At 63.1% G+C, this 20,058-nt stretch carries 17 protein-coding genes; 7 read left to right on the top strand and 10 right to left on the bottom strand.

The window, feature by feature from the left end; translation table 11 throughout:
* The first annotated feature begins 393 nt into the window (after window positions 1-393).
* Window positions 394-1,128 (top strand): hypothetical protein, encoded by a 735-nt coding sequence (locus HNO82_RS07755; protein WP_175343281.1) that lies wholly within the window; start codon window positions 394-396, stop codon window positions 1,126-1,128.
* A 186-nt stretch (window positions 1,129-1,314) separates the two neighbouring features.
* Window positions 1,315-2,208 (top strand): ketopantoate reductase family protein, encoded by an 894-nt coding sequence (locus HNO82_RS07750; RefSeq protein WP_175343280.1) that lies wholly within the window; start codon window positions 1,315-1,317, stop codon window positions 2,206-2,208.
* Window positions 2,209-2,229: 21 nt separating this feature from the next.
* On the opposite strand, the gene HNO82_RS07745 is transcribed toward HNO82_RS07750, so the two are convergent.
* From HNO82_RS07745 to HNO82_RS07700, 10 genes are all read right to left on the bottom strand, one after another.
* Complete coding sequence (locus HNO82_RS07745; protein WP_175343279.1) at window positions 2,230-2,700, bottom strand: RES family NAD+ phosphorylase; 471 nt, start codon at window positions 2,698-2,700, stop codon at window positions 2,230-2,232.
* Window positions 2,697-3,164: an Xre family toxin-antitoxin system antitoxin gene (locus HNO82_RS07740; RefSeq protein ID WP_008327767.1), complete on the bottom strand. Its 468-nt coding sequence runs from the start codon at window positions 3,162-3,164 to the stop codon at window positions 2,697-2,699. The genes HNO82_RS07745 and HNO82_RS07740 overlap by 4 nt, the downstream gene beginning before the upstream one ends.
* 90 nt (window positions 3,165-3,254) lie before the next feature.
* Window positions 3,255-4,097, bottom strand: coding sequence for a M55 family metallopeptidase (locus HNO82_RS07735; RefSeq protein ID WP_175343278.1), 843 nt, complete (start codon window positions 4,095-4,097; stop codon window positions 3,255-3,257).
* Complete coding sequence (locus HNO82_RS07730) at window positions 4,094-5,152, bottom strand: DmpA family aminopeptidase (protein ID WP_008327764.1); 1,059 nt, start codon at window positions 5,150-5,152, stop codon at window positions 4,094-4,096. The genes HNO82_RS07735 and HNO82_RS07730 overlap by 4 nt, the downstream gene beginning before the upstream one ends.
* Window positions 5,152-6,096, bottom strand: a complete 945-nt coding sequence (gsiD, locus tag HNO82_RS07725) for a glutathione ABC transporter permease GsiD (RefSeq protein ID WP_008327763.1) — start codon at window positions 6,094-6,096, stop codon at window positions 5,152-5,154. The genes HNO82_RS07730 and gsiD overlap by 1 nt, the downstream gene beginning before the upstream one ends.
* Before the next feature lie 8 nt (window positions 6,097-6,104).
* A complete protein-coding gene (gene gsiC, locus HNO82_RS07720; protein ID WP_008327762.1) occupies window positions 6,105-7,025 on the bottom strand; it encodes a glutathione ABC transporter permease GsiC in 921 nt (306 codons plus the stop codon).
* Between the two features lie 129 nt (window positions 7,026-7,154).
* A complete protein-coding gene (gene gsiB, locus HNO82_RS07715) occupies window positions 7,155-8,726 on the bottom strand; it encodes a glutathione ABC transporter substrate-binding protein GsiB (protein WP_008327761.1) in 1,572 nt (523 codons plus the stop codon).
* 96 nt (window positions 8,727-8,822) lie between these two features.
* On the bottom strand, window positions 8,823-10,676 hold the full coding sequence (locus tag HNO82_RS07710) for a dipeptide ABC transporter ATP-binding protein (protein WP_008327759.1): 1,854 nt from the start codon (window positions 10,674-10,676) through the stop codon (window positions 8,823-8,825).
* Between the two features lie 24 nt (window positions 10,677-10,700).
* Window positions 10,701-11,687, bottom strand: a complete 987-nt coding sequence (locus HNO82_RS07705; protein ID WP_175343277.1) for an isoaspartyl peptidase/L-asparaginase family protein — start codon at window positions 11,685-11,687, stop codon at window positions 10,701-10,703.
* A complete protein-coding gene (locus HNO82_RS07700; RefSeq protein WP_034350173.1) occupies window positions 11,684-12,661 on the bottom strand; it encodes a MurR/RpiR family transcriptional regulator in 978 nt (325 codons plus the stop codon). Before HNO82_RS07700 ends, HNO82_RS07705 begins: the two co-directional genes overlap by 4 nt.
* Window positions 12,662-13,068: 407 nt before the next feature.
* Between HNO82_RS07700 and HNO82_RS07695 the strand changes: the two genes are divergently transcribed.
* From HNO82_RS07695 to HNO82_RS07675, 5 genes are all read left to right on the top strand, one after another.
* Window positions 13,069-14,004 (top strand): LysR family transcriptional regulator, encoded by a 936-nt coding sequence (locus HNO82_RS07695; RefSeq protein ID WP_175343276.1) that lies wholly within the window; start codon window positions 13,069-13,071, stop codon window positions 14,002-14,004.
* A 313-nt stretch (window positions 14,005-14,317) separates the two neighbouring features.
* Window positions 14,318-15,631 carry an MFS transporter gene (locus HNO82_RS07690; RefSeq protein WP_008327747.1) on the top strand — a complete coding sequence of 438 codons (1,314 nt, stop codon included), beginning with the start codon at window positions 14,318-14,320 and terminating at the stop codon, window positions 15,629-15,631.
* Between the two features lie 65 nt (window positions 15,632-15,696).
* The gene (locus tag HNO82_RS07685) at window positions 15,697-16,374 is read left to right on the top strand and encodes a DUF2848 domain-containing protein (RefSeq protein WP_175343275.1); all 678 of its coding nucleotides are present in this window, start codon (window positions 15,697-15,699) and stop codon (window positions 16,372-16,374) included.
* 84 nt (window positions 16,375-16,458) lie between these two features.
* A complete protein-coding gene (locus tag HNO82_RS07680; RefSeq protein ID WP_175343274.1) occupies window positions 16,459-17,811 on the top strand; it encodes an amidase in 1,353 nt (450 codons plus the stop codon).
* 257 nt (window positions 17,812-18,068) lie between these two features.
* Window positions 18,069-20,057, top strand: coding sequence for a DNA topoisomerase IV subunit B (locus tag HNO82_RS07675; RefSeq protein WP_008327740.1), 1,989 nt, complete (start codon window positions 18,069-18,071; stop codon window positions 20,055-20,057).
* Window position 20,058: the final 1 nt, after the last annotated feature.

The following is a 20,058-nucleotide window of genomic DNA, read 5'->3' as shown; positions in this document are numbered from 1 at the left end:
GCAAGGAGCGCAACGCGGCCAGCGCCCTTTCTGGACAGAACCCGGAGGGAGCGGCCCGTTTGGGCGAATTGCTCGCACTCACGCCTATTTATGAAATGGGTTCTAACTTCAAAGTGCGACTACCAAGCGGCGTCGCACGTCTTCTGCATCGGCGCAGTATCGCCTCGTGGTAGCTGACTACAAGCGGCTACTAGGGCCTGTTCACATTAAATCTGCGAGATGCAGATTTAATGTGAACAGGCCCTAGGGTGACATACAAAATTTTCGACTTCCTCCCGCGTATTGCTCCTCGATCGTGAACGGCCCTTGAGACAGTAGTAAGGTCACCAAGCTCGCCGGCCTGTGGCGAGGGTTGGGCACAAAGCGGTCCCGCGAACACGAGAGGTCAAGATCATGTCTGCAGATGAAAAGAGCAAGAGCATCAATGACGAATTATTCGGGCTCTGCGAGAAGCTGTATTTCCACGAAGTGGATATTCGGGACAAGGTAAATGCACGGCTCCAAATGCCATTCGCCATCGGGGTTGCGATGGTCGGCATCCTGGGCTTCATGCTGCAAAATCTTGATCGGACCGCCTCTGGAACCTGGCTCCATGTCTTTTACGGATGTTATTTTTTCTCAGGCTCCTTCATCTTTCTTGGCACCTCGTATTTCATCAAGGCTGCATGGGGAACCGAGTATCAATTCGTAGCGCCTGGCGTGTTCTGGACTCGCTACAAATCAGAATGTTACGGCTTCTATCAGCATCTCGAAAACGCTGACGAGCTTGCCAGAGACGCGTTTCGCTCCATGTTATCCGAACAATACGGTCGCACATCGTCAGTCAATGCGATCGCCAACGATACGAGGGCTTATCATCTGCACCTCACGCTGAAATTTCTCATTCATGCCGGAATGTATGCCACGTTTGCCCTGATGGTGTTTTACTTTGCCGGATTGAACAAGCAGGAAAAAAACTCACCTGTACGTGTATTGATCACCGCACCCATCAAACTGGAGAAGTCAATGAGCGAAACAAAGAAGATTCCACCGCCCCCTCCGCCGCCGCCCATTCGATACGTTCAAGATAATCGACCGCCTGCTCCACTCAAACCGGTGCCGTCCGAGCCTTCTTCGTCGGGACGATAGACCTTCGTCGGGTGCGTCCTCGGTCTGCTCACGTGAAGATTGGCCTGAGCTTTATCGATGCAACGACAGCTGTCTGACTCCCGGCACGCCCCTCTCCCCTGTCCAATCCTGACCCGCCGCTGAAAGCGCGCCGGTGCTGTGTTAGGCTTCCCGCCTGACTTCAATTTTCCAGGCAGGGAGACACACATGAAAGTAGCCGTGATGGGCGCAGGTGCCGTGGGATGTTATTTCGCCGGGATGCTGGCGCGGGCGGGACACGAAGTGGTCCTGATCGGCCGGCCACAGCACGTGGAAGCCTTCAACACCAAGGGCTTGCGACTGGAAGCCAGGACCTTCGACGAGACCATCCCCGTCAAGGCCAGCACCGATCCGGCCATCGCAGCCGGGGCCGATCTGGTCCTGTTCTGCGTCAAATCCCCCGATACCGAAACGGCCGGCGCGCAACTGCGAGCGCACCTCGCGCCCGACACGCTGGTGCTGACATTGCAGAACGGCACCGACAATGCCGAGCGCCTGCGCACCGTGATCCCGCAACCGGTATCGGCCGCCGTGGTCTACGTTGCCACCGAGATGGCCGGCCCTGGCCACGTCAAGCACCATGGCCGTGGCGAACTGGTGATCGAACCCGCTGCACGCAGCCAGCAGGCAGCCGATGCGTTCATCGCCGCCGGTGTGCCCACCGAGATTTCCGACAACGTGCGTGGTGCGCTGTGGCTGAAGCTCATCATCAACTGCGCCTACAACGCCCTCTCGGCCATCACCCAGCTGCCTTACGGCAAGCTGGTCGAAGGCGTGGGCGTGCTGGAGGTGATGGGCTACCTGGTAGCCGAATGCAAGGCCGTGGCGGCGGCTGAAGGCGTGACCCTGACGGGCGATGTGGACGTGGCCGTACGCAAGATCATCGAGACCATGCCCGCGCAGTTTTCTTCAACGGCTCAGGACCTGGCGCGCGGCAAGCCCAGCGAGATCGATCACCTCAACGGCTACATCGTGCGGCGCGCGCAGGCGCATGGCATCGCTACCCCCGTCAACCTGACCGTGTATGCGCTGGTCAAGCTCATCGAGAGCAAGGCACGCTGACGACAGAAACGGGAAGACCGCTCAGCCGAACAGCCGGGCGTCAAACCGGAACGGCATCTTTTCCAGCACCTTGACGCTCGCCATCTGTGGATGCAAGGGATTGAGCAAGAGATTGAAATCGGTCGGGCTGACCACCGAAGGCAGCTTCATCACCAGGTGCTTGCCCTGTTCGATCCAGTGCTGGCCGAGGGCGGCCGTACTGGCCGGATCGCGCGCGATATCGGCCCAGTCCGGCGGCAGGCCTGGCACGTAGGCCTTGCGCACCTCGGCATCCGGGACTTCCAGCACGACCAGGTAGTAATGCGCCCGAGGCATCAGCCCGGCCATGTGCACCAGCGATTCCAGCAAGGCCGTCGACGCGCTGCAGCAGGTGTAGAGCACGCGCGATCCGCGCGGATTCCAGCGCCCGCCGCTCAAGGCAGCGCCATTGCCGGACAAGTCATCGGCAGCGTAATGCCCCGGCTTCTCCTTGGCCAGGCGATAGACTTTCAAGCGGCGATCCCGAAGGCAATGCGCGACAGAATGTCACGGACCCGGTCATAACCCGGCTGGGTATCGAGCACTTCCAGCGGCGTCAAGCCACCGAGCGCGGCATTGGCGCGGCGCATCCATTCTGCAGCCAGGCCCTCATCCTCGAACACATCGGCCGCCTGCTCGCGGATGTAGAGCACGCGGGCGATACGGTCCGATTCCGAACCGGACAGCCGTTCCTTGCGGGAAATCTTGCGCAGGATGGTGGAACTGGGCAGGCCCAGGCCAGCCAGCAGGGTCTGCAAAGGAATCTGCAACAGCTCTCGCGCCACGCGCTCGGCGATGATGGCGTCCATGCCGTCGCGGATGATGCGGCCCTGGCTGATCGGGTCCATCCGGGCGAAACGCTCGAAGTCGCGCGGCTTGGCCCCCAGGCCGGCAGAACGCTTGCTGGCAGCGGATGCGACAGCGGCGCGTGTTGCCATGGTCAACCTCTCATTTGGTCAGGTTCGGACTCTCATCTTAGAATCTTCCCAAATGAGCGTCAACGCTCCATCAAATGAGAGTTGACGTGATCAGCGCAGCATGGCCGACATCGCCGACAAACTGTTGAGCACACGCACCGCATATTCCGCAGTCGGGGCATCGAATTCGACGGTGACGTTATCGCTGCGCTCCAGGATCGGCAACTGACTGAAGAGATCGGCCTGCGCCACCGTCTGCGTCTGCAGGCGGCAGCGCAGCGGGCCGCGCAGGGGCAACACCGGCATGGCAGCCGGGTTGGCAACCAGTGCGGCCACCGCCTGGCGGGCTCGCTCTTCCAGTAGCACGCAGGATTGCTGCGGCGTGAGCGAGTCGCCACTGTTGGCGCCGTAGGCCTTCTTGGTCTCGGCAAACACCGCATGCGGGAACAGGGGCTGGTTCTCTTCGATGAAGGCATCATCGCCGCTGCCAAAGATCACCGGCACGCCATACTCGGCGGCCAGCGCACCGTAGAGCCCGGCCTCGCCCAGCTCCTGCCCGTCCAGCCAGACGCGGGCAAAGGCGAAGCTGTTGGTGGTGTGCGCCAAAATGCCGCGCCCCTGGGCGCGCGAATGGTAGCCCACCAGCATGACGGCATCGATCTCCTGATCCACACCACCCATCATGCCCAGCACGCGCGGCTTGCCCAGCACCATGCGCGCCTGCGGGTGCAGCAGGTCGGGCAAGAGATTGCGATAGCCGCCGTGCGCGTCGTTGGCCTTGATGGCCGTGGCACCGGCAGCCAGCGCACCACGGATGACGGCATTGGCTTCCTCGGTCATCCAGCGGCGCGCACGTTCATATTCGCCATTGCCGGCGCGGGTCTGCTCGGGATGGAAGACCCCCGCCACGCCTTCGATGTCGACGGAAACCAGGATGTTGACGCGTTTGTTCATAGAGAGGTTTTTCCAGGTAAATCGGGGTGCTCAGCCAGCCGATCACGCAGGCTGATCCGCACGTTGCCATCGCGCCCGCGCACCGTCTCGGCCGCGAAGAGCGCATGCACGATGGCCTGCTCCACGCTGTCGGCGGCGGCATGGAACAGCGGGTCCAGCAGGTGATCGGCCAGCAGGGTCATTTGCAGGCAGTCGGCGTCTGCCTCGATGCGTTGGGCGGTCGAGAAGGCCAATGCGATATCGCCGCTGCCATGTCCATAGGCCGATCCGGTCCGCGCCAGACCGGCACCGGCGCGGGTGGCCAGGCGCTTCAGTTGCCGTGCATCCAGCGGCGCATCGGTCGCCAGGACCATGATGATGGAGCCCTTCTCGGGCGCCGCATCGGGCGTTTCGGCAGCGGCCAGTCGCGCGCCGAGCGGATCACCGGCCAGGATCAGTTCTGACAGGCGGCCGAAGTTGGACAAGACCATTGCCCCGACGGTATAGGTCTGCGACGAAGCACCGGGACTGGCCACGCGTGAAGCCGTCCCGATGCCGCCCTTGAGACCGAAGCTGGACATGCCCCGCCCTGCCCCGACCGAGCCTTGCATCACTTCAGTCGACAAAGCCTGCAGGGCCGCCTCGAAGTGCGCGGGCTGTACCGCCATGGCCTGCAAGTCATTCAGATAGCCGTCATTGCATTCCAGCACCAGCGCATTGACCGTAGGCAGGCTGCGCCCGCATTCAGGATTGGCCCGCAGCGCATGCGCGATCTGCGCATTGAGCAGCGCACCGACAGCAAAGGTATTGGAGAGCGCAATGGGCGTTTCCAGCAAACCCAGCTCCTCCAGCTGCACCAGCCCGGCGCTCTTGCCGAAGCCATTGATGACGGCCGCAGCAGCGGGCAGCTTGTGGGTGAAGAGATTGCCGCCATGCGGGGCAATCACGGTCACACCGGTCTGCACTGCACCGGCCGCCAGCGTGCAATGACCGACCGTGACGCCGGCCACATCGCAGATGCTGTTGCGTGGACCGGCCGGCAGTGGGCCGATATGCGGGACCTGCAAGTTCATCATCAACGCTGGTCGATCTTGGGATCAAGCGCGTCACGCAAGCCGTCCCCCAGCAGATTGAAGGCCAGCACGGTGAGGAAGATGGCGATGCTGGGCACCAGCGCCACGTGCGGCGAGGTGACCATGTCGGCACGGGCTTCGTTCAACATCAACCCCCATTCCGGCGTCGGCGACTGCGCCCCCAGGCCCAGGAAGGACAGGCCGGCAGCGGTGATGATGGAGGTACCGATGCGCATGGTGAAATACACCACGATGGCCGAGATGGTGCCGGGGAAGATGTGCTTCCACATGATGGTCATGTCGGACGCGCCGATGCTGCGGGTCGCCTCGATGTAGGTGAGGTTCTTCAGTTGCAGGGTATTGCCGCGCACCAGGCGCGCAAAGGCCGGGATGCTGAACACCGACACCGAGATGATGACGTTGATCATGCCACCGCCCAGAATGGCAACGATGCCGATGGCCAGCAGGATACCGGGGAAGGCGAACAGCACGTCGCAGATACGCATGGTGATGCGGTCCCACCAACCTTCGTAGTACCCGGCCAGCAAACCGAAGACGGTACCGATCACCGCGCCGATGGCCACCGAGAAGAAGCCCGAGGCCAGCGAGATGCGGGCCCCCATCAGGATCCGACTGAAGATGTCACGGCCCAGCGAATCGACGCCGAACCAGTGGACCCAGGTGGGCGGCGAGTTCAGTGCATCGTAGTCGAAGAAATTCTCGGGATCGAAGGGAACGATCCAGGGCGCGATGATGGCGACGAGGATCAGCAGCAGGATGAACACGCCCGCATAGACAGCCAGGCGCTGCTTCTTGAACTTGCGCCAGAACTCGCGCCAGGGAGTGCGAATCTTCTGGCCGGAGGCCGCAACGGCGGCCGGATCGGGCGGCGGCAGGGGCGCACCGGTTTCGGATGTGGCGGCCAGAGGCGAATTGGAGAGCGACATGATTCCCCTCACTTGAAACGAATGCTGGGGTTGATCACGGCATAGAGCACGTCCACCACCAGGTTGATGAAAATGAATTCCAGCGAGAACAGCAGGATCTCGGCCTGGATGATGGGGTAGTCACGCATCTCGACGGCATCCACCAGCAGGCGTCCCATGCCCGGCCAGTTGAACACCACCTCGACCAGGATCGAGCCTCCCAGCAGGAAGCCGAACTGCAGACCCATCATGGTCACCACCGGGATGAGTGCATTGCGCAGGCAGTGCTTGATGACCACCACGGTTTCGGTCAGGCCCTTGGCGCGCGCGGTACGCACGAAGTCTTCCTGCAGGATCTCGATGAAGGAGGAACGGGTGAAGCGCGCCATCACCGCCGCCACCGCCGCCCCCAGGGTGAGCGAAGGCAGGATGTAGTGGCGCCAGGTATCGTCGCCCACGGTGGGCAGCCAGCCCAGCTTGACCGAGAAGATCTGCATGAGCAGGATGCCCAGCGAAAAGGCCGGGAAGGAAATGCCGGATACCGCCAGCGTCATGCCCAGGCGGTCCGGCCACTTGTTGCGCCAGACGGCCGAGGAAATGCCAATGATGAGACCGAACAGCACTGCCCAGATCATCGCCACGATGGTCAGCCACAATGTGGGCCAGAAGCGCGCGGCGATCTCTTCGGAGACCGGGCGCTTGCTGCGGATGGAGCGGCCAAAGTCGCCCTGGGCGGCCTTGACGAAGAAATTCACGAATTGTTCAGGCAGGGGCTTGTCCAGGCCGAGGTCGGCGCGCACCAGCGCCACCGTCTTGTCGTCGGCTTCGGGACCGGCCGCCAGCCGCGCCGGATCACCGGGCAGCAGGTGCACGAACAGGAAAACCAGGACCGCCACCAGCAACAGCGTGGGGATCAGGCCTAACAGGCGTTTGATGACGAAGGAAAACATGATGCTCTCTGAAGAAGGCCGCTGCCACGGTGGATCGAAGCCTTGCTTGTTGCGGCAACGGGCGCAGGCCCGTCGCAGGAATGCTGCCGGCGGCGCGCATGAGCACGCCGCCAGCCGGGTACTGCCGTCTTACTTGGTCAGCTCGATGTTCTCGAAATCGATCGCCTGGTCAGGCATCACGTAGACACCCTTGAGGTTCTTGTTGCGGGCATAGAGCAGCTTTTCGGTGACCAGGAAGGCCCATGGCGCATCTTTCCAGACTTGCTGCTGGGCGTCCTTGTAGAGCGCTTCCTTTTCCTTGCGGTCGGTCAGGGTCAGGGCCTTGGCGATGTCGGCATCCACCTTGTCGTTCTTGTAGTAGGCGGTGTTGTACAGACGCGGCGGCATGGACTCGGAGGCCAGCAGCGGACGCAGTGCCCAGTCGGCTTCGCCGGTGGAAGAGGACCAGCCGATGTAGAGCAGACGCACCGGTGCGGTGGCCGGGTCCTGCCAGCTTTCCACACGCTCCACGCGCTGGCCGGCTTCCAGGGCCTGGATCTTGGCCTTGATGCCCACCTGCGCCAGTTGCTGCTGCAGGAACTGGATGATCTTCACGGCAGTGCTGTGGGTATAGGCCGACCACAGTTCGGTTTCGAAACCGTTGGGATAGCCCGCTTCGGCCAGCAGGGCCTTGGCCTTCTTCACATCGTACGGCCACGGACCGGTCTTGAAGGCGTAGTCCACCCCCTGCGGCACCACCCCTTCCATCGGCGTGGCATATCCATTGAAGGCCACCTTCACCAGTGCCTGCTTGTTGATGGCGTAGTTGATGGCTTCGCGTACCTTGGGGTTGTCGAAGGGCTTCTGCTTGGTGTTCATCGACATGTAGCGCTGGATGATCGAGGGCGCCGAGATCACGTCCAGGTTGGACTTGCTCTTCAACAGGTCAGCCTGTTCGTAGGGCAGCGGATAGGTGAACTGCGCCTCGCCGGTCTGCATCATGGCCGAGCGGGCGTTGTTGTCGACCACCGGTTTCCAGATGATTTCATCGACCTTGGGATAGCCCTTCTTCCAGTAGCCGTCAAACTTCTCGACCTTGACGTAATCGGTCTGCTTCCATTCCACGAACTTGAAGGGGCCGGTACCGACCGGGTGGAAGGCGATGTCCTTGTTGCCGTATTGCTTCAGGGCGGTGGGCGAGATCATCACGGCCGAGGGGTGGGCCAGCACGTTGATGAAGGCCGAGAACGGTTCCTTCAGGACGATCTTGACGGTGTAGTCGTTGAGGATCTCGGTCTTGGCGATGCGGTTGAAGAGGTTGTAGCGCTTCAACTTGTTGTCCGGGTTGGTCACGCGGTCGAAGACGGCCTTGACCGCATCGGCCTTGAAATCGGTGCCATCCTGGAACTTCACGCCTTGCTTCAGGCGGATGGTGTATTCCAGGCCATCCTTGCTGACCAGGTAGCCTTCGGCCAGTACCGGCACCAGCTTCATGTCCTTGTCGAAACCGAACAGGCCCTGATAGAAGGACTTGGCCATGGACAGCGAGAGCGTGTCGTTGGCGTCATAAGGATCCATGGTGGTGAAGGTCGAATACACCGCCAGCGTCACGGTCTTGGCCGCAAACGCGTGCGCTGCGGCGAACTGCAGCGTGGTCCCGAGGGCCGCGACTGCCAGCCATTTGGCCGCCGATACACCCTTTTGAGTTGCTGTTGTAGACATGTGGTCTCTCCTGATCAGTAAAGCGAGGTTGGTACGACGTAGTTGGGTTTTACTGCGCTGACTGCATTTTGGTACAACAAGAACACGGACCGCCGCTCAAAAAGCGCCGGCAATACGGTGCTGGGCCACGAAGTGCCCGGGAGCCACTTCCCGCAAAGGCTCCACTTTGGGCTCATCGCCCACCAGCCGGATCGGGCTGGGAATTTCATCGGTCATCAGTTTCTTGCCCGGCTGGCGCAGGGTCGGATCGGCCACCGGCACGGCCGCCATCAGCTTGCGCGTATAGGGGTGCTGCGGATTCTCGAAAATCGCCCGGCGCGGACCGATCTCCACGATCTGCCCCAGGTACATCACCGCCACGCGGTGGCTGATGCGTTCCACCACCGCCATGTCGTGCGAGATGAAGATGAAGGAGATGCCCAGCTCGGCCTGCAGGTCCAGCATCAGGTTGACGATCTGGGCCTGGATCGACACGTCCAGCGCCGATACCGATTCATCGGCGATGACGATCTTGGGGTTCAGCGCCAGGGCGCGCGCAATGCAAATGCGCTGGCGCTGGCCGCCGGAGAATTCGTGCGGATAGCGCTGGCCGTGCTCGGGCGTGAGACCCACGCGGGTGAGCAAGGCATCCACGCGTTGCTGCGCGCCCTCCTTCATGCCGTGCACCAGCATCGGCTCCATGATGGAATAGCCGACCGTCATGCGCGGATCCAGCGAGGCGAACGGGTCCTGGAAGATGAACTGGATGTCGCGACGCAGCTGGCGCAATTCCGAACGCGGCAGTTGCGCCAGGTCACGACCACCGAACTCGACCTTGCCACCGGCGATGTCGACCAGGCGCAGCAGCGAGCGCCCGGTAGTGGACTTGCCGCAACCGGATTCACCGACGATGGCCAGGGTCTCGCCGGAGTAGAGATCGAAGCTGACCTTCTCCACCGCATGCACGCGCTGTCTGACGCGCCCGAAGATGCCGCTCTTGACATCGAAACGCGTGGTCAGGTCGCGCACCTTGAGGATGGGCTGGCGCTGGGCGGCAATCTCCGCCTGGGCCTGCAGTTCGCTGGCGATCAGGTCGGGGCGCACCTCGGCCTGGGGGGCGATGCCAAAGCGCAGCGGTTTGTCGGTGCCGCGCATGGAGCCCAGGCGCGGCACGGCGGCCAGCAGGGATTGGGTATAGGGATGGGCAGGGGCGGCAAAGAGTTGCCGGACTTCGTTCTCTTCCACCTTCTCGCCACGGCACATGACCACCACACGGTCGGCCACTTCGGCCACCACGCCCATGTCGTGGGTGATGAAGATCACGCCCATCTGCATCTCCTGCTGCAGCGAGCGGATCAGTTGCAGGATCTGCGCCTGGATGGTCACATCCAGAGCGGTGGTCGGTTCATCGGCGATCAACAAGGAGGGCTTGCAGGACAGTGCCATGGCGATCATCACGCGCTGGCGCATGCCGCCCGACAATTGGTGCGGATGGCGACCCAGCACACGCTTCGCTTCGGGGATACGCACCATCTCCAGCATGCGCAGCGCCTCGGCCTGGGCGGCAGCGCGGCTCATGCCCTGGTGCAGGCGGATCGATTCGGCAATCTGCTCGCCGACGGTGAAGACCGGATTGAGCGAGGTCATCGGTTCCTGGAAGATCATGGCGATCTCCGCGCCCCGGATGCTGCGCATGGTGGCGTTGTCGGCCTGCGCCAGGTCCAGCGACTGGCCGCTGCGGCGCAGGAACTGCAGGCTGCCGCTGGCGATCTTGCCACCGCCGTGTTCGATCAGGCGCATGATGGCCAGCGACGACACCGACTTGCCCGAGCCCGATTCACCGACGATGGCCAGGGTCTCGCCCTGATCGACGTGGAAGGACAGGTCACGCACCGCATCGACGGTGCGCTCGGAAGTGGCAAAGCGCACGTTGAGGTGACTGACGTCGAGCACGCGTTGGGACTGTTGCATCTTGATTCTCTCCTGCTCGGCCGTTCAGGCCGGTGCTGCGTAAATGGCGGTGACCGGAGCCAGTTCACCACGACCATAGGCGCGGTACATGCCTTCGGTATTGAAGGGCAAGGCCAGGTTGCCGTGGGCATCGATGGCGATCACGCCACCGCGTCCGCCCACCTTGGGCAAGGTCTCGAAGACCACGGCACGGCTGGCCTCTTCCAGCGACTGGCCGGCGTAGGCCATGCGCGCACCGATGTCATAACAGGCGGCAGTGCGCATGAAGGCTTCGCCGGTGCCGGTGGCCGACACGGCTACGGTGGCATTGTTGGCATAGCAGCCAGCGCCGATGATGGGCGAATCGCCCACGCGGCCAGGTTGCTTGTTGGTGATGCCACCGGTCGAAGTCGCCGCTGCCAGATTGCCGAACTGATCCAGCGCGACAGCGCCGACAGTGCCGAACTTGTGGTCAGGGTCGATGGGCTCCTTGGGCGCGGCGGCTTTTTCAGCGAAGGCGAACGAGGAAGCATCATGATCCAGCATGGCGCGCGACTGGCCGCGTACGCGCAGCCATTGCTCATGGCGGGCATCGGTATGGAAGTAAGCGGGTTCGACCGTGACCGCACCGTGGCGCGCCGCAAAGGCTTCGGCGGCAGGGCCCACCAGCAGGACGTGTTCGCTGTTTTCCATCACCGTGCGTGCAGCCAGGATGGGGTTGCGCAGATTGGTCACGCAGGCCACCGCACCCGAGGCGAGGTCGGCACCGTTCATGACACAGGCGTCCAGCTCATGCTTGCCTTCGCTGGTGTAGACGGCACCATGGCCGGCGTTGAAGAGCGGGCAGTCTTCCAGCAGGCGCACCGCTTCGGTGACGGCTTCCAGGGCCGAACCACCGGCATTGAGTACGGCCTGGCCGGCGGCCACGATGTCGGAGAGCGCCTGGTGATAGCGGGCCTCGTCCTCGACCGTGAGCGATGCGCGCGTGATGGTGCCTGCGCCGCCGTGGATGACAATTACCGGAGTGGTCATGCGTTGGTCTTTCCTTTGATTGGAGCGCGCCTGGCAGTCGCCCGCACGGGCTTGGCGACCGGCGTGGAGCCACCGCGCTGTTGCTGCTGGGCCAGGTACAGCCAGGGCAGCACGAATTCAGTCATTTGCGTAGCCGCCTGCACCGAGCGGCGCGCACGGTGCGCCACGGCATCGCACAGCGCCTGGATCAGGATCAGTGCAGCCGCATCCGAGGTCGGCGAGAGGCGGCCATCGGTCTGGGCATACAGGGTGACATCGGCCAGCGGCACCAGAGGAGAACCGGGCGTATCGGTCAGGGCCAGCACGCGCGCGCCCTTCTCCACCGCGCGCTGGGTCAGCCAGACGGTGTCGGCGGCATAGCGCGGAAACACCATCGAGATCACCAGGTCATCGCTGTCGAGCTTGAAGAACTGCCGCGCCGCCTGCGACGGCCCGCCCGCCATGGCCACCGAACTGACGGTGCGCACGTAGGGTTCCAGCGTATGGGCCATCAACCCGGACAGGTAGGCCGAGGCGCCGAAGCCGGTGATGAAGACGCGCTGCGCCGAGAGGATCATGTCGACCGCCTGCTCGCAATGCTCGGCGGTGAGCATGCGGCGCGTGGCTTCGATGTTGGCGATGTCGCTGTCGAAGGCCGCGGCCATGATCTCGGCGCTGGTGGCGCTGCGCTGTACCTGCTCGCGCAGCTTTTCCACCGGTGCCAGGGTGGTGGCGAAATCCGACACCAGCGCGGCACGGAAAGAGGCATAGCCATCGAAGCCCAGCGCATGGGCGAAGCGGTTGGCGGTGGCCACCGAGATCCCGGCTGCTTCCGACAGTTCGTCGATGGTCATGGTGGCGGCGCGGAAGGGATTGCCCAGCACATAATCGGCTGTCTTGCGGTGCGACTTGGACAGTTGCGGATACAGCTTGCCCACGGCCTGTGCTACCGCTCCGGCGCCCTGCAAACTGATGTTCTTCGGCTGATGTGTCACCGTCCGCTACCCCGTTGTCATTGAACTCACCGCCCTCCGCAAACAAAACACAAAAGAAATAAATCGTTTAAATCATTTATTTCGTTTGCAGAGAGCCCTGCCACCACTATTCTTGTCCTGTTGCGCCCGCTGATGCGGACGTCTTTATCATCGTGCAGGACATGTCATTTGCTTCAGTCCCGCCGAAAAAATGTAAATATATTTTCATTTTCCCCGAGAGTAAAGAAAAAATACTTTCAAAATTCGAATATCGATATAACGCACCAGAAGCACGCGATTGAGCGCATGAAATGCAGCAGATGTGCACCAGATGAAGGAAGATTCATGGCGCGGCGCACCAAAAATGACGCGGCGCGCGCCCTGGCGAAGACGATAAAATACGCTTCTTCATACCGTCCTGCCCGCCCATGAATATCCGTTTTCTTGAAACCTTCGTCTGGCTGGCCCGGCTGCGCAATTTCAGGCTCACCGCCGAGCGCCTGCACACCACGCAGGCTGCCGTTTCCAGCCGCATCGCCTCGCTCGAACAGGATTTCGGCGTACGGCTGTTCGACCGCAGCGCGCGCGAAGTGGCGCTCACTGCCGATGGCAGCAAGGCACTGGTCCACGCCGAGCGCATGGTCAAGCTCATGCGCGAGATGAAGGACGACATGTCCGACCGCGAAGTCTTTGCCGGCGTCATTCGCATTGGCGTCATCGAATCCATCGTGCACAGCTGGTTTCCGGATTTTCTCGGGCGCCTGCACCGGGCCTTTCCACGTCTGCAGATCGAGATCGTCAGCGACACCACCATCCACCTGCACGAGCAGTTCAGCAAGAGCAACCTGGACCTGGTGCTGCAGGCCGAACCGGTGATCGGTCCGCAGGTCAGCAACATTGCGCTGTGTGAATTCCCCATGCGCTGGGTCGGCAGCCCCAAGCTGGACATCGGCAGCGAGACGCTCTCGCTGAGCGACCTGGCGGCCTTCCCCATCATCAGCTTCGCCCGCAATTCCGGTCCGCACGCGGTGATCGAACGACTGTTCTCGGGCAGTGAGCGCGCAGAGCGCACCTTGCACATCAACTGCATCGCCTCGGTGGCCACCATGATCCGGCTGGCCACCGATGGCTTCGGCATCACCGCCCTGCCGCCGGCCATCATCCAGCGCGAACTCAACGAAGAGAGCCTGCATCTGCTGCGGGTCGATACCGAGTTCCCGGCGCTGGCGCTGATCGCCTGCTTCCGCTCGGACCATGAGAATCCGCTGACCGAAACGGTGGCGCGCATCGCCCAGGAAACGGCTTCCGACTTCGCACTCAATTGGGGCCAGGAGATTGCGCGACTGCCCGCCCCGCTTGGCTGACATGGCCCGTCCTCCCGCCTGCAGGCTGCGCTGCGCGCCGATCTGCACCGGCGTGCGGGCAGCACCATGCTGAGGCAAAACGCGCCCTGCTTTTGCTCATAAGATTTTTCAATCAATCCTGTTCAGATTTTCTTGTTGGACAGCGCCCGCCCTGCCTCTCCATACTGAATTGAGACCGGCGCCTTTGCCTTTGGGCGGCAACCGGCACCTGACCGGTCCTGCCGTACCGGGACCGACACCCTACCCGTCCATCCATGCAGAACACAACACGGCGCCGCATAGCGGACGCCGGCCACACTTGAGGAGGTTTTCCATGTCGTATTCCCCATCCGCTGCGGCCACCGCAGCGCCCTCTGCCAGCGCTGCAGCCAGCCTGGAAGCCACCTACGGCAAGATCGCCTGGCGCCTGATTCCCTTCCTGGTTTTCCTGTTCGTGCTGGCCTGGATCGATCGCGTCAACGTCGGCTTCGCCAAGCTGCAGATGCTGCAGGACCTACAGTTCTCGGAAGCGGTGTACGGGCTGGGCGCGGGCATCTTCTTCATCGGCTATTTCCTCTTCGAGGTGCCCAGCAACCTGCTGCTGGAAAAGATCGGCGCGCGCAAGACGCTGGCGCGCATCACCATCCTCTGGGGCCTGGCCTCGATGGCCATGGCCTACGTCACCACGCCGACGAGCTTCTACGTCCTGCGCTTTTTGCTCGGCATCTTCGAGGCCGGCTTCTTCCCGGGCGTGGTGCTGTATCTCACTTACTGGTTCCCGGCACAGCGCCGCGCCCGCGTCAATGGTCTGTTCATGACCTCGTTCGCCATCGCCGGTGCGGTCGGCGGCCCCATTGCCGGCTTCATCATGAGCAGCATGGAAGGCGTGGGCCATCTGGCCAACTGGCAGTGGCTCTTCATCATCGAAGGCATTCCTTCCATCCTGGCCGGTTTTGCCGTGCTGGCCTGGCTGCCGGAAAAGCCGGCCAATGCCAAATGGCTGACCGAAGCCGAGAAGAGCGCCGTCACCCAGGTGCTGGCCGCCGAGAACAGCGCACCGGGCAAGCATTTCTCCTTCAAGGATGCCTGTAGCAATTACCGTGTCTGGATCTGCGCGGCCGTGTATTTCTGCGTGGTCAGCGGCAATGCCACCATCGCTTTCTGGGCCCCCTCGATCATCAAGGAAATCGGCATCAAGGGTAACCTGCACATCGGTCTGATCTCCGCCATCCCCTTCGTGGCCGGCACACTGGCGATGATCTGGAACGGCTTCCACTCCGACAAGACCGGCGAGCGCCGCCTGCACAGCGCCATCGCCACGCTCATCGCCTGCCTCGGCCTGATCGCCACCGGCATGACACTGGGCAACGCCACCCTGGCCCTGTGCTCGCTGACCCTGGCAGCCATCGGCATCCTGGCGGCCTTCCCGGTGTTCTGGTCGATCCCCGGCGCCTTCCTGGCCGGCACCGCAGCGGCCGGCGGCATCGCCCTCATCAACTCCATCGGCAACCTGGCCGGCTTCGTGGCCCCCTACATGATCGGCGCATTGAAGACCAGCACCGGATCGCTGTCCTCGGGCCTGTACTTCGTGGCGGCATTGGAGTTCCTCGCCAGTTTCCTGGTGGTGGTGTGCGTCAAGAAGCACTGATTTCCCCTGGCTGGCCGCCTCCCCCGGCCAGCCTCTCCTGATTCACCCTGTTGGAATGAAACCTCATGAAGCTGACTTTTACCCTCCCCGACCAATCCACCCTCCAGACCGACATCGACACCCTGGTCATCGCCGGCTGGGCCGGCCGCGACATGGCGGCCATCGAGCATCACATCGAAGAACTGGAAGCGCTGGGCATTTCACGTCCCAGTGCGGTGCCCCTGTTCTACCGCGTCTCGGCCAACCAGCTCTCGCAGGCGGCCCGGGTGCAGGTGCTGGGCGAAGCGTCCTCAGGCGAAGTGGAGACCTTCGTCTTCAACAGCGGCGGCGAGCTCTATGTCTCGATCGCCTCCGACCACACCGACCGCAAGCTGGAAGCGCACAGCGTGGCCTTCTCCAAGCAGGCCTGCGTCAAGCCCGTGGGCAGCAGCGCGTGGAAGCTCTCGGAGGTGGCCGACTACTGGGATGAACTGGTGATCCGCTCCTGGATCGAGGAAGACGGCACCACCCGGCTCTATCAGGAAGGCACACTGGCCTCGCTGCGCACGCCGGCCGACCTGATCGCGCGCTTCACCGACGGCAGGGCCACCCTGCCCGAGGGTTGCGGCATGACCTGCGGCACCGTGGGTGCCATCGGCGGCATCCGTCCTGCGGCGGCCTTCACGATGGAATTGTTCGACCCGCGCCGCGAGCGTGCGCTGCGGCACCACTACGTGTCCGAGTCGCTGGCCGAAGTGGCCTGATCCGCTTGGTGGGATGCGCTTGGCAATGCGATACTTGCGCATCCTTCTGCCTGTCTTCGTCCGACCTCACCGAATTGCCTCATCATGCCCAGCACACTGTCCCAACTGGCCGCCGACCTCGATGCCGGCCGCATCACTTCCCTGCAACTGACCGAACAAGCCCTGGCCCGCATCGCCGATCCGGCGGGCGAAGGCGCCCGTGTCTTCACCAGCGTCTACGCCGAACAGGCGCGCGCTGCCGCCCGCGCCTCCGATACCCTGCGCGCGGCCAAGCTGTGCCGCTCGCCGCTGGAAGGTGTACCGGTCTCGGTCAAGGATCTGTTTGACGTCGCCGGCGAGACCACGCTGGCCGGTTCGGTCGTCTTGCGCGGCAAGCCCGCTGCCGCCGCGCATGCGGTCGTGGTGCAGAATCTGCTCAAGGCCGGTGCCATCGTCATCGGCAAGACCAACATGACCGAGTTCGCCTACTCCGGCCTGGGCATCAACCCGCATTACGGCACCCCGCAAAATGCCTGGGAGCGCAACGTGGAAGGTGGCCGCATTCCCGGCGGCTCCTCTTCCGGTGCGGCCATCTCGGTCACCGATGGCATGGCCTTCGCCGCCGTCGGTTCGGATACTGGCGGCTCGGTGCGCATCCCCTCGGCGCTGAACGGCCTGACCGGTTTCAAACCCACGGCAGCGCGTGTGTCCATGCAGGGTGTACTGCCACTGTCCGCTTACCTGGACTCGATTGGCCCGCTGGCTGTATCGGTAGAATGCTGTGCCATCATGGATGCTGTACTGGCCGGTGAAGCGTATGTGTCTGTGGTGGCTCACCCGCTGCGCGGCCTGCGTCTGCTGGCCCCGACCAACATCGTGCTGGACGGCATGGATGAGACCGTCGGCAAGGCCTACCGCGCGGCCCTGGACAAGCTCGCCGCTGCGGGTGCCGTCATCGTCCAAGCCGAAGTCCCCGCCTTCAATGCCCTGGCCGCCATCAATGCCAAGGGCGGCTTCACGGCAGCCGAAGCCTATGCGTGGCACCGCGCCCTGATCGCCGAGAACGCGGCCGGCTACGACCAGCGCGTGGTCTCGCGCATCCTGCGCGGCAAGGACATGAGTGCGGCCGACCTGCTGGACGTGCTGCACGCCCGCCCGCGCTGGATCGCCAAGGTGCAGGCGCAACTGGCCGGCTACGATGCGCTGGTCATGCCGACCGTGCCCATCGTGGCGCCACGCATTGCCGAACTGCAAGCCAGCGACGATGCCTACTATGCCGCCAACGGCAAGATGCTGCGCAATCCCACGCTGATCAACTTCCTCGATGGCTGTGCGGTCTCCCTGCCCTGCCATGCCGCAGGCAGCGCCCCGGTTGGTTTGTCACTGGCTGCCGCCGGTGGCGCGGACAAGCGCCTGCTCTCGATGGCCCTGGCGGTGGAAGGACTGCTGGCTGCCTGAGCCCCGCATGGGCCCCTCTGATTGCCCCTCTGACAAGGCTTGCGTGCGCGCAAGCCTTTTTTGTGCGCGTTTTTAACAGGATTTACGGGCTGTTACCGACAAGTATTGCCCCGTAGGGAACATTCCGCCGCGCCGGACGCCGAATCCCCGGAATTTTCATTAGAATGCGCTTTTGCAGCGCACGATGGCCCTCTGCCGGGCCGGCGCTGAATGAACAGACAACAACCCTCCGGCATCAGCCACGACCACTCATCTGCATGGCAACCAAAAAAACCACCCCGTCCGATTACAGTGAATCATCGATCCGCGTCCTCAAGGGACTGGAGCCGGTCAAGCAGCGTCCGGGCATGTACACCCGCACCGAGAACCCGCTGCACATCCTCCAGGAAGTGATCGACAACGCCTCCGACGAAGCGCTGGGCGGCTACGGCAAGAGCATCATCGTCACCATCAATGCCGACGGCAGCGTCAGCGTGGAAGACGATGGACGCGGCATCCCGGTCGGCCTGCACCCGGAAGAAAAGGTCCCGACCGTCGAGATCGTCTTCACCCGCCTGCACGCGGGCGGCAAGTTCGACAAGGGCTCGGGCGGCGCCTATGCCTTCTCCGGCGGCCTGCACGGCGTGGGCGTGTCGGTCACCAATGCCCTGGCCACGCGCCTGGAAATCACGGTCTGGCGCGAAGGTGGCGTACATACCCTGGCCTTCTCGGGCGGCGACGTCATCGAGAAACTACAGTCGCGCCCCGCCACCCGCGACGACAAGAAATCCGGCACGCGCGTGACCGTCTGGCCCGACGCCAAATATTTCGACTCGGCCACCATTCCGCTGGGCGAGCTGCAACGCCTGCTGCGCTCCAAGGCGGTGCTGCTGCCGGGCGTGAAGGTCACGCTCATCAACGCCAAAACCGGCGACACCCAGAACTGGCAGTACGACCAGGGCCTGCGCGGCTATCTGATGGAGCAGTTGGCCCAGACCGGCAGCGGTGAAACCCTGATCCCGCTGTTCGAAGGCGAACAGTTTGCCGGCAAGGATGCCGAAGGCTTTGCCGAGGGCGAAGGCGCCTCCTGGGTGGTGGCCTGGACCGAAGAAGGCGCCGTGGTGCGCGAATCCTACGTCAACCTGATCCCCACCTCCAACGGCGGCACCCACGAATCGGGCCTGCGCGAGGGCCTGTTCTCGGCGGTCAAGAGCTTTGCGGAAATGCACTCGCTGCTGCCCAAGGGCGTGAAACTGCTGGCTGAAGACGTGTTTGCGCGCGTCTCCTTCGTGCTCTCGGCCAAGGTGCTGGACCCGCAATTCCAGGGCCAGATCAAGGAGCGCCTGAACTCCAGAGATGCCGTGCGACTGGTCGCCGGTTACTCGCGTCCGGCGCTGGAACTGTGGCTGAACCAGCACGTGGAATACGGCAAGAAGCTGGCCGAACTGGTCATCAAGCAAGCCCAGAGCCGCCTGCGCTCGGCGCAAAAGGTCGAAAAGAAGAAATCTTCAGGTGTGGCCGTGCTGCCGGGCAAGCTGACCGATTGCGAATCCTCGGATGTGACGCGTAATGAAATTTTCCTGGTCGAAGGCGACTCTGCCGGTGGCTCCGCCAAGATGGGCCGCGACAAGGAATTCCAGGCCATCCTGCCCTTGCGCGGCAAGGTCTTGAACGCCTGGGAAACCGAGCGCGACCGCCTCTTCGCCAACAACGAAATCCACGATATCGCGGTGGCCATCGGTGTCGATCCGCATGGCATCAACGATACGCCTGATCTCTCCGGCCTGCGCTACGGCAAGATCTGCATCCTGTCCGATGCGGACGTGGACGGCTCGCACATCCAGGTGCTGCTCTTGACGCTGTTCTTCCGCCACTTCCCCAAGCTGATCGAGAACGGCAACATCTGCGTGGCGCGCCCGCCGCTGTACCGCGTGGACGCGCCCGCACGCGGCAAGAAGCCGGTGCAGAAGCTCTACGCCCTGGACGATGGCGAACTCGAAGCCATCGAAGACAAGCTGCGCAAGGATGGCCTCAAGGAAGGGGCGTGGAGCATTTCCCGCTTCAAGGGCCTGGGCGAGATGAATGCCGAGCAGTTGTGGGAAACCACCATGAACCCCGACACCCGCCGCCTGTTGCCGATCAGCTTCGGCGAGCCCGGCGTGCAGACTTCCGAAGAGCGCTTCAACATGCTCATGGGCAAGGGCGAAGCGGCCTCGCGCCGTGCCTGGATCGAAGAGCACGGCAACGAAGCCGAAGCAGACATCTGAC

Origin of the sequence: Herbaspirillum sp. C9C3, assembly GCF_013359625.1 — a bacterium.
In the GTDB taxonomy this organism is placed as follows: Bacteria; Pseudomonadota; Gammaproteobacteria; order Burkholderiales; family Burkholderiaceae_D; genus Herbaspirillum.
The sequence above is the reverse complement of the archived record's forward strand: the minus strand, read 5'-3'. Positions and strand labels throughout refer to the sequence as shown.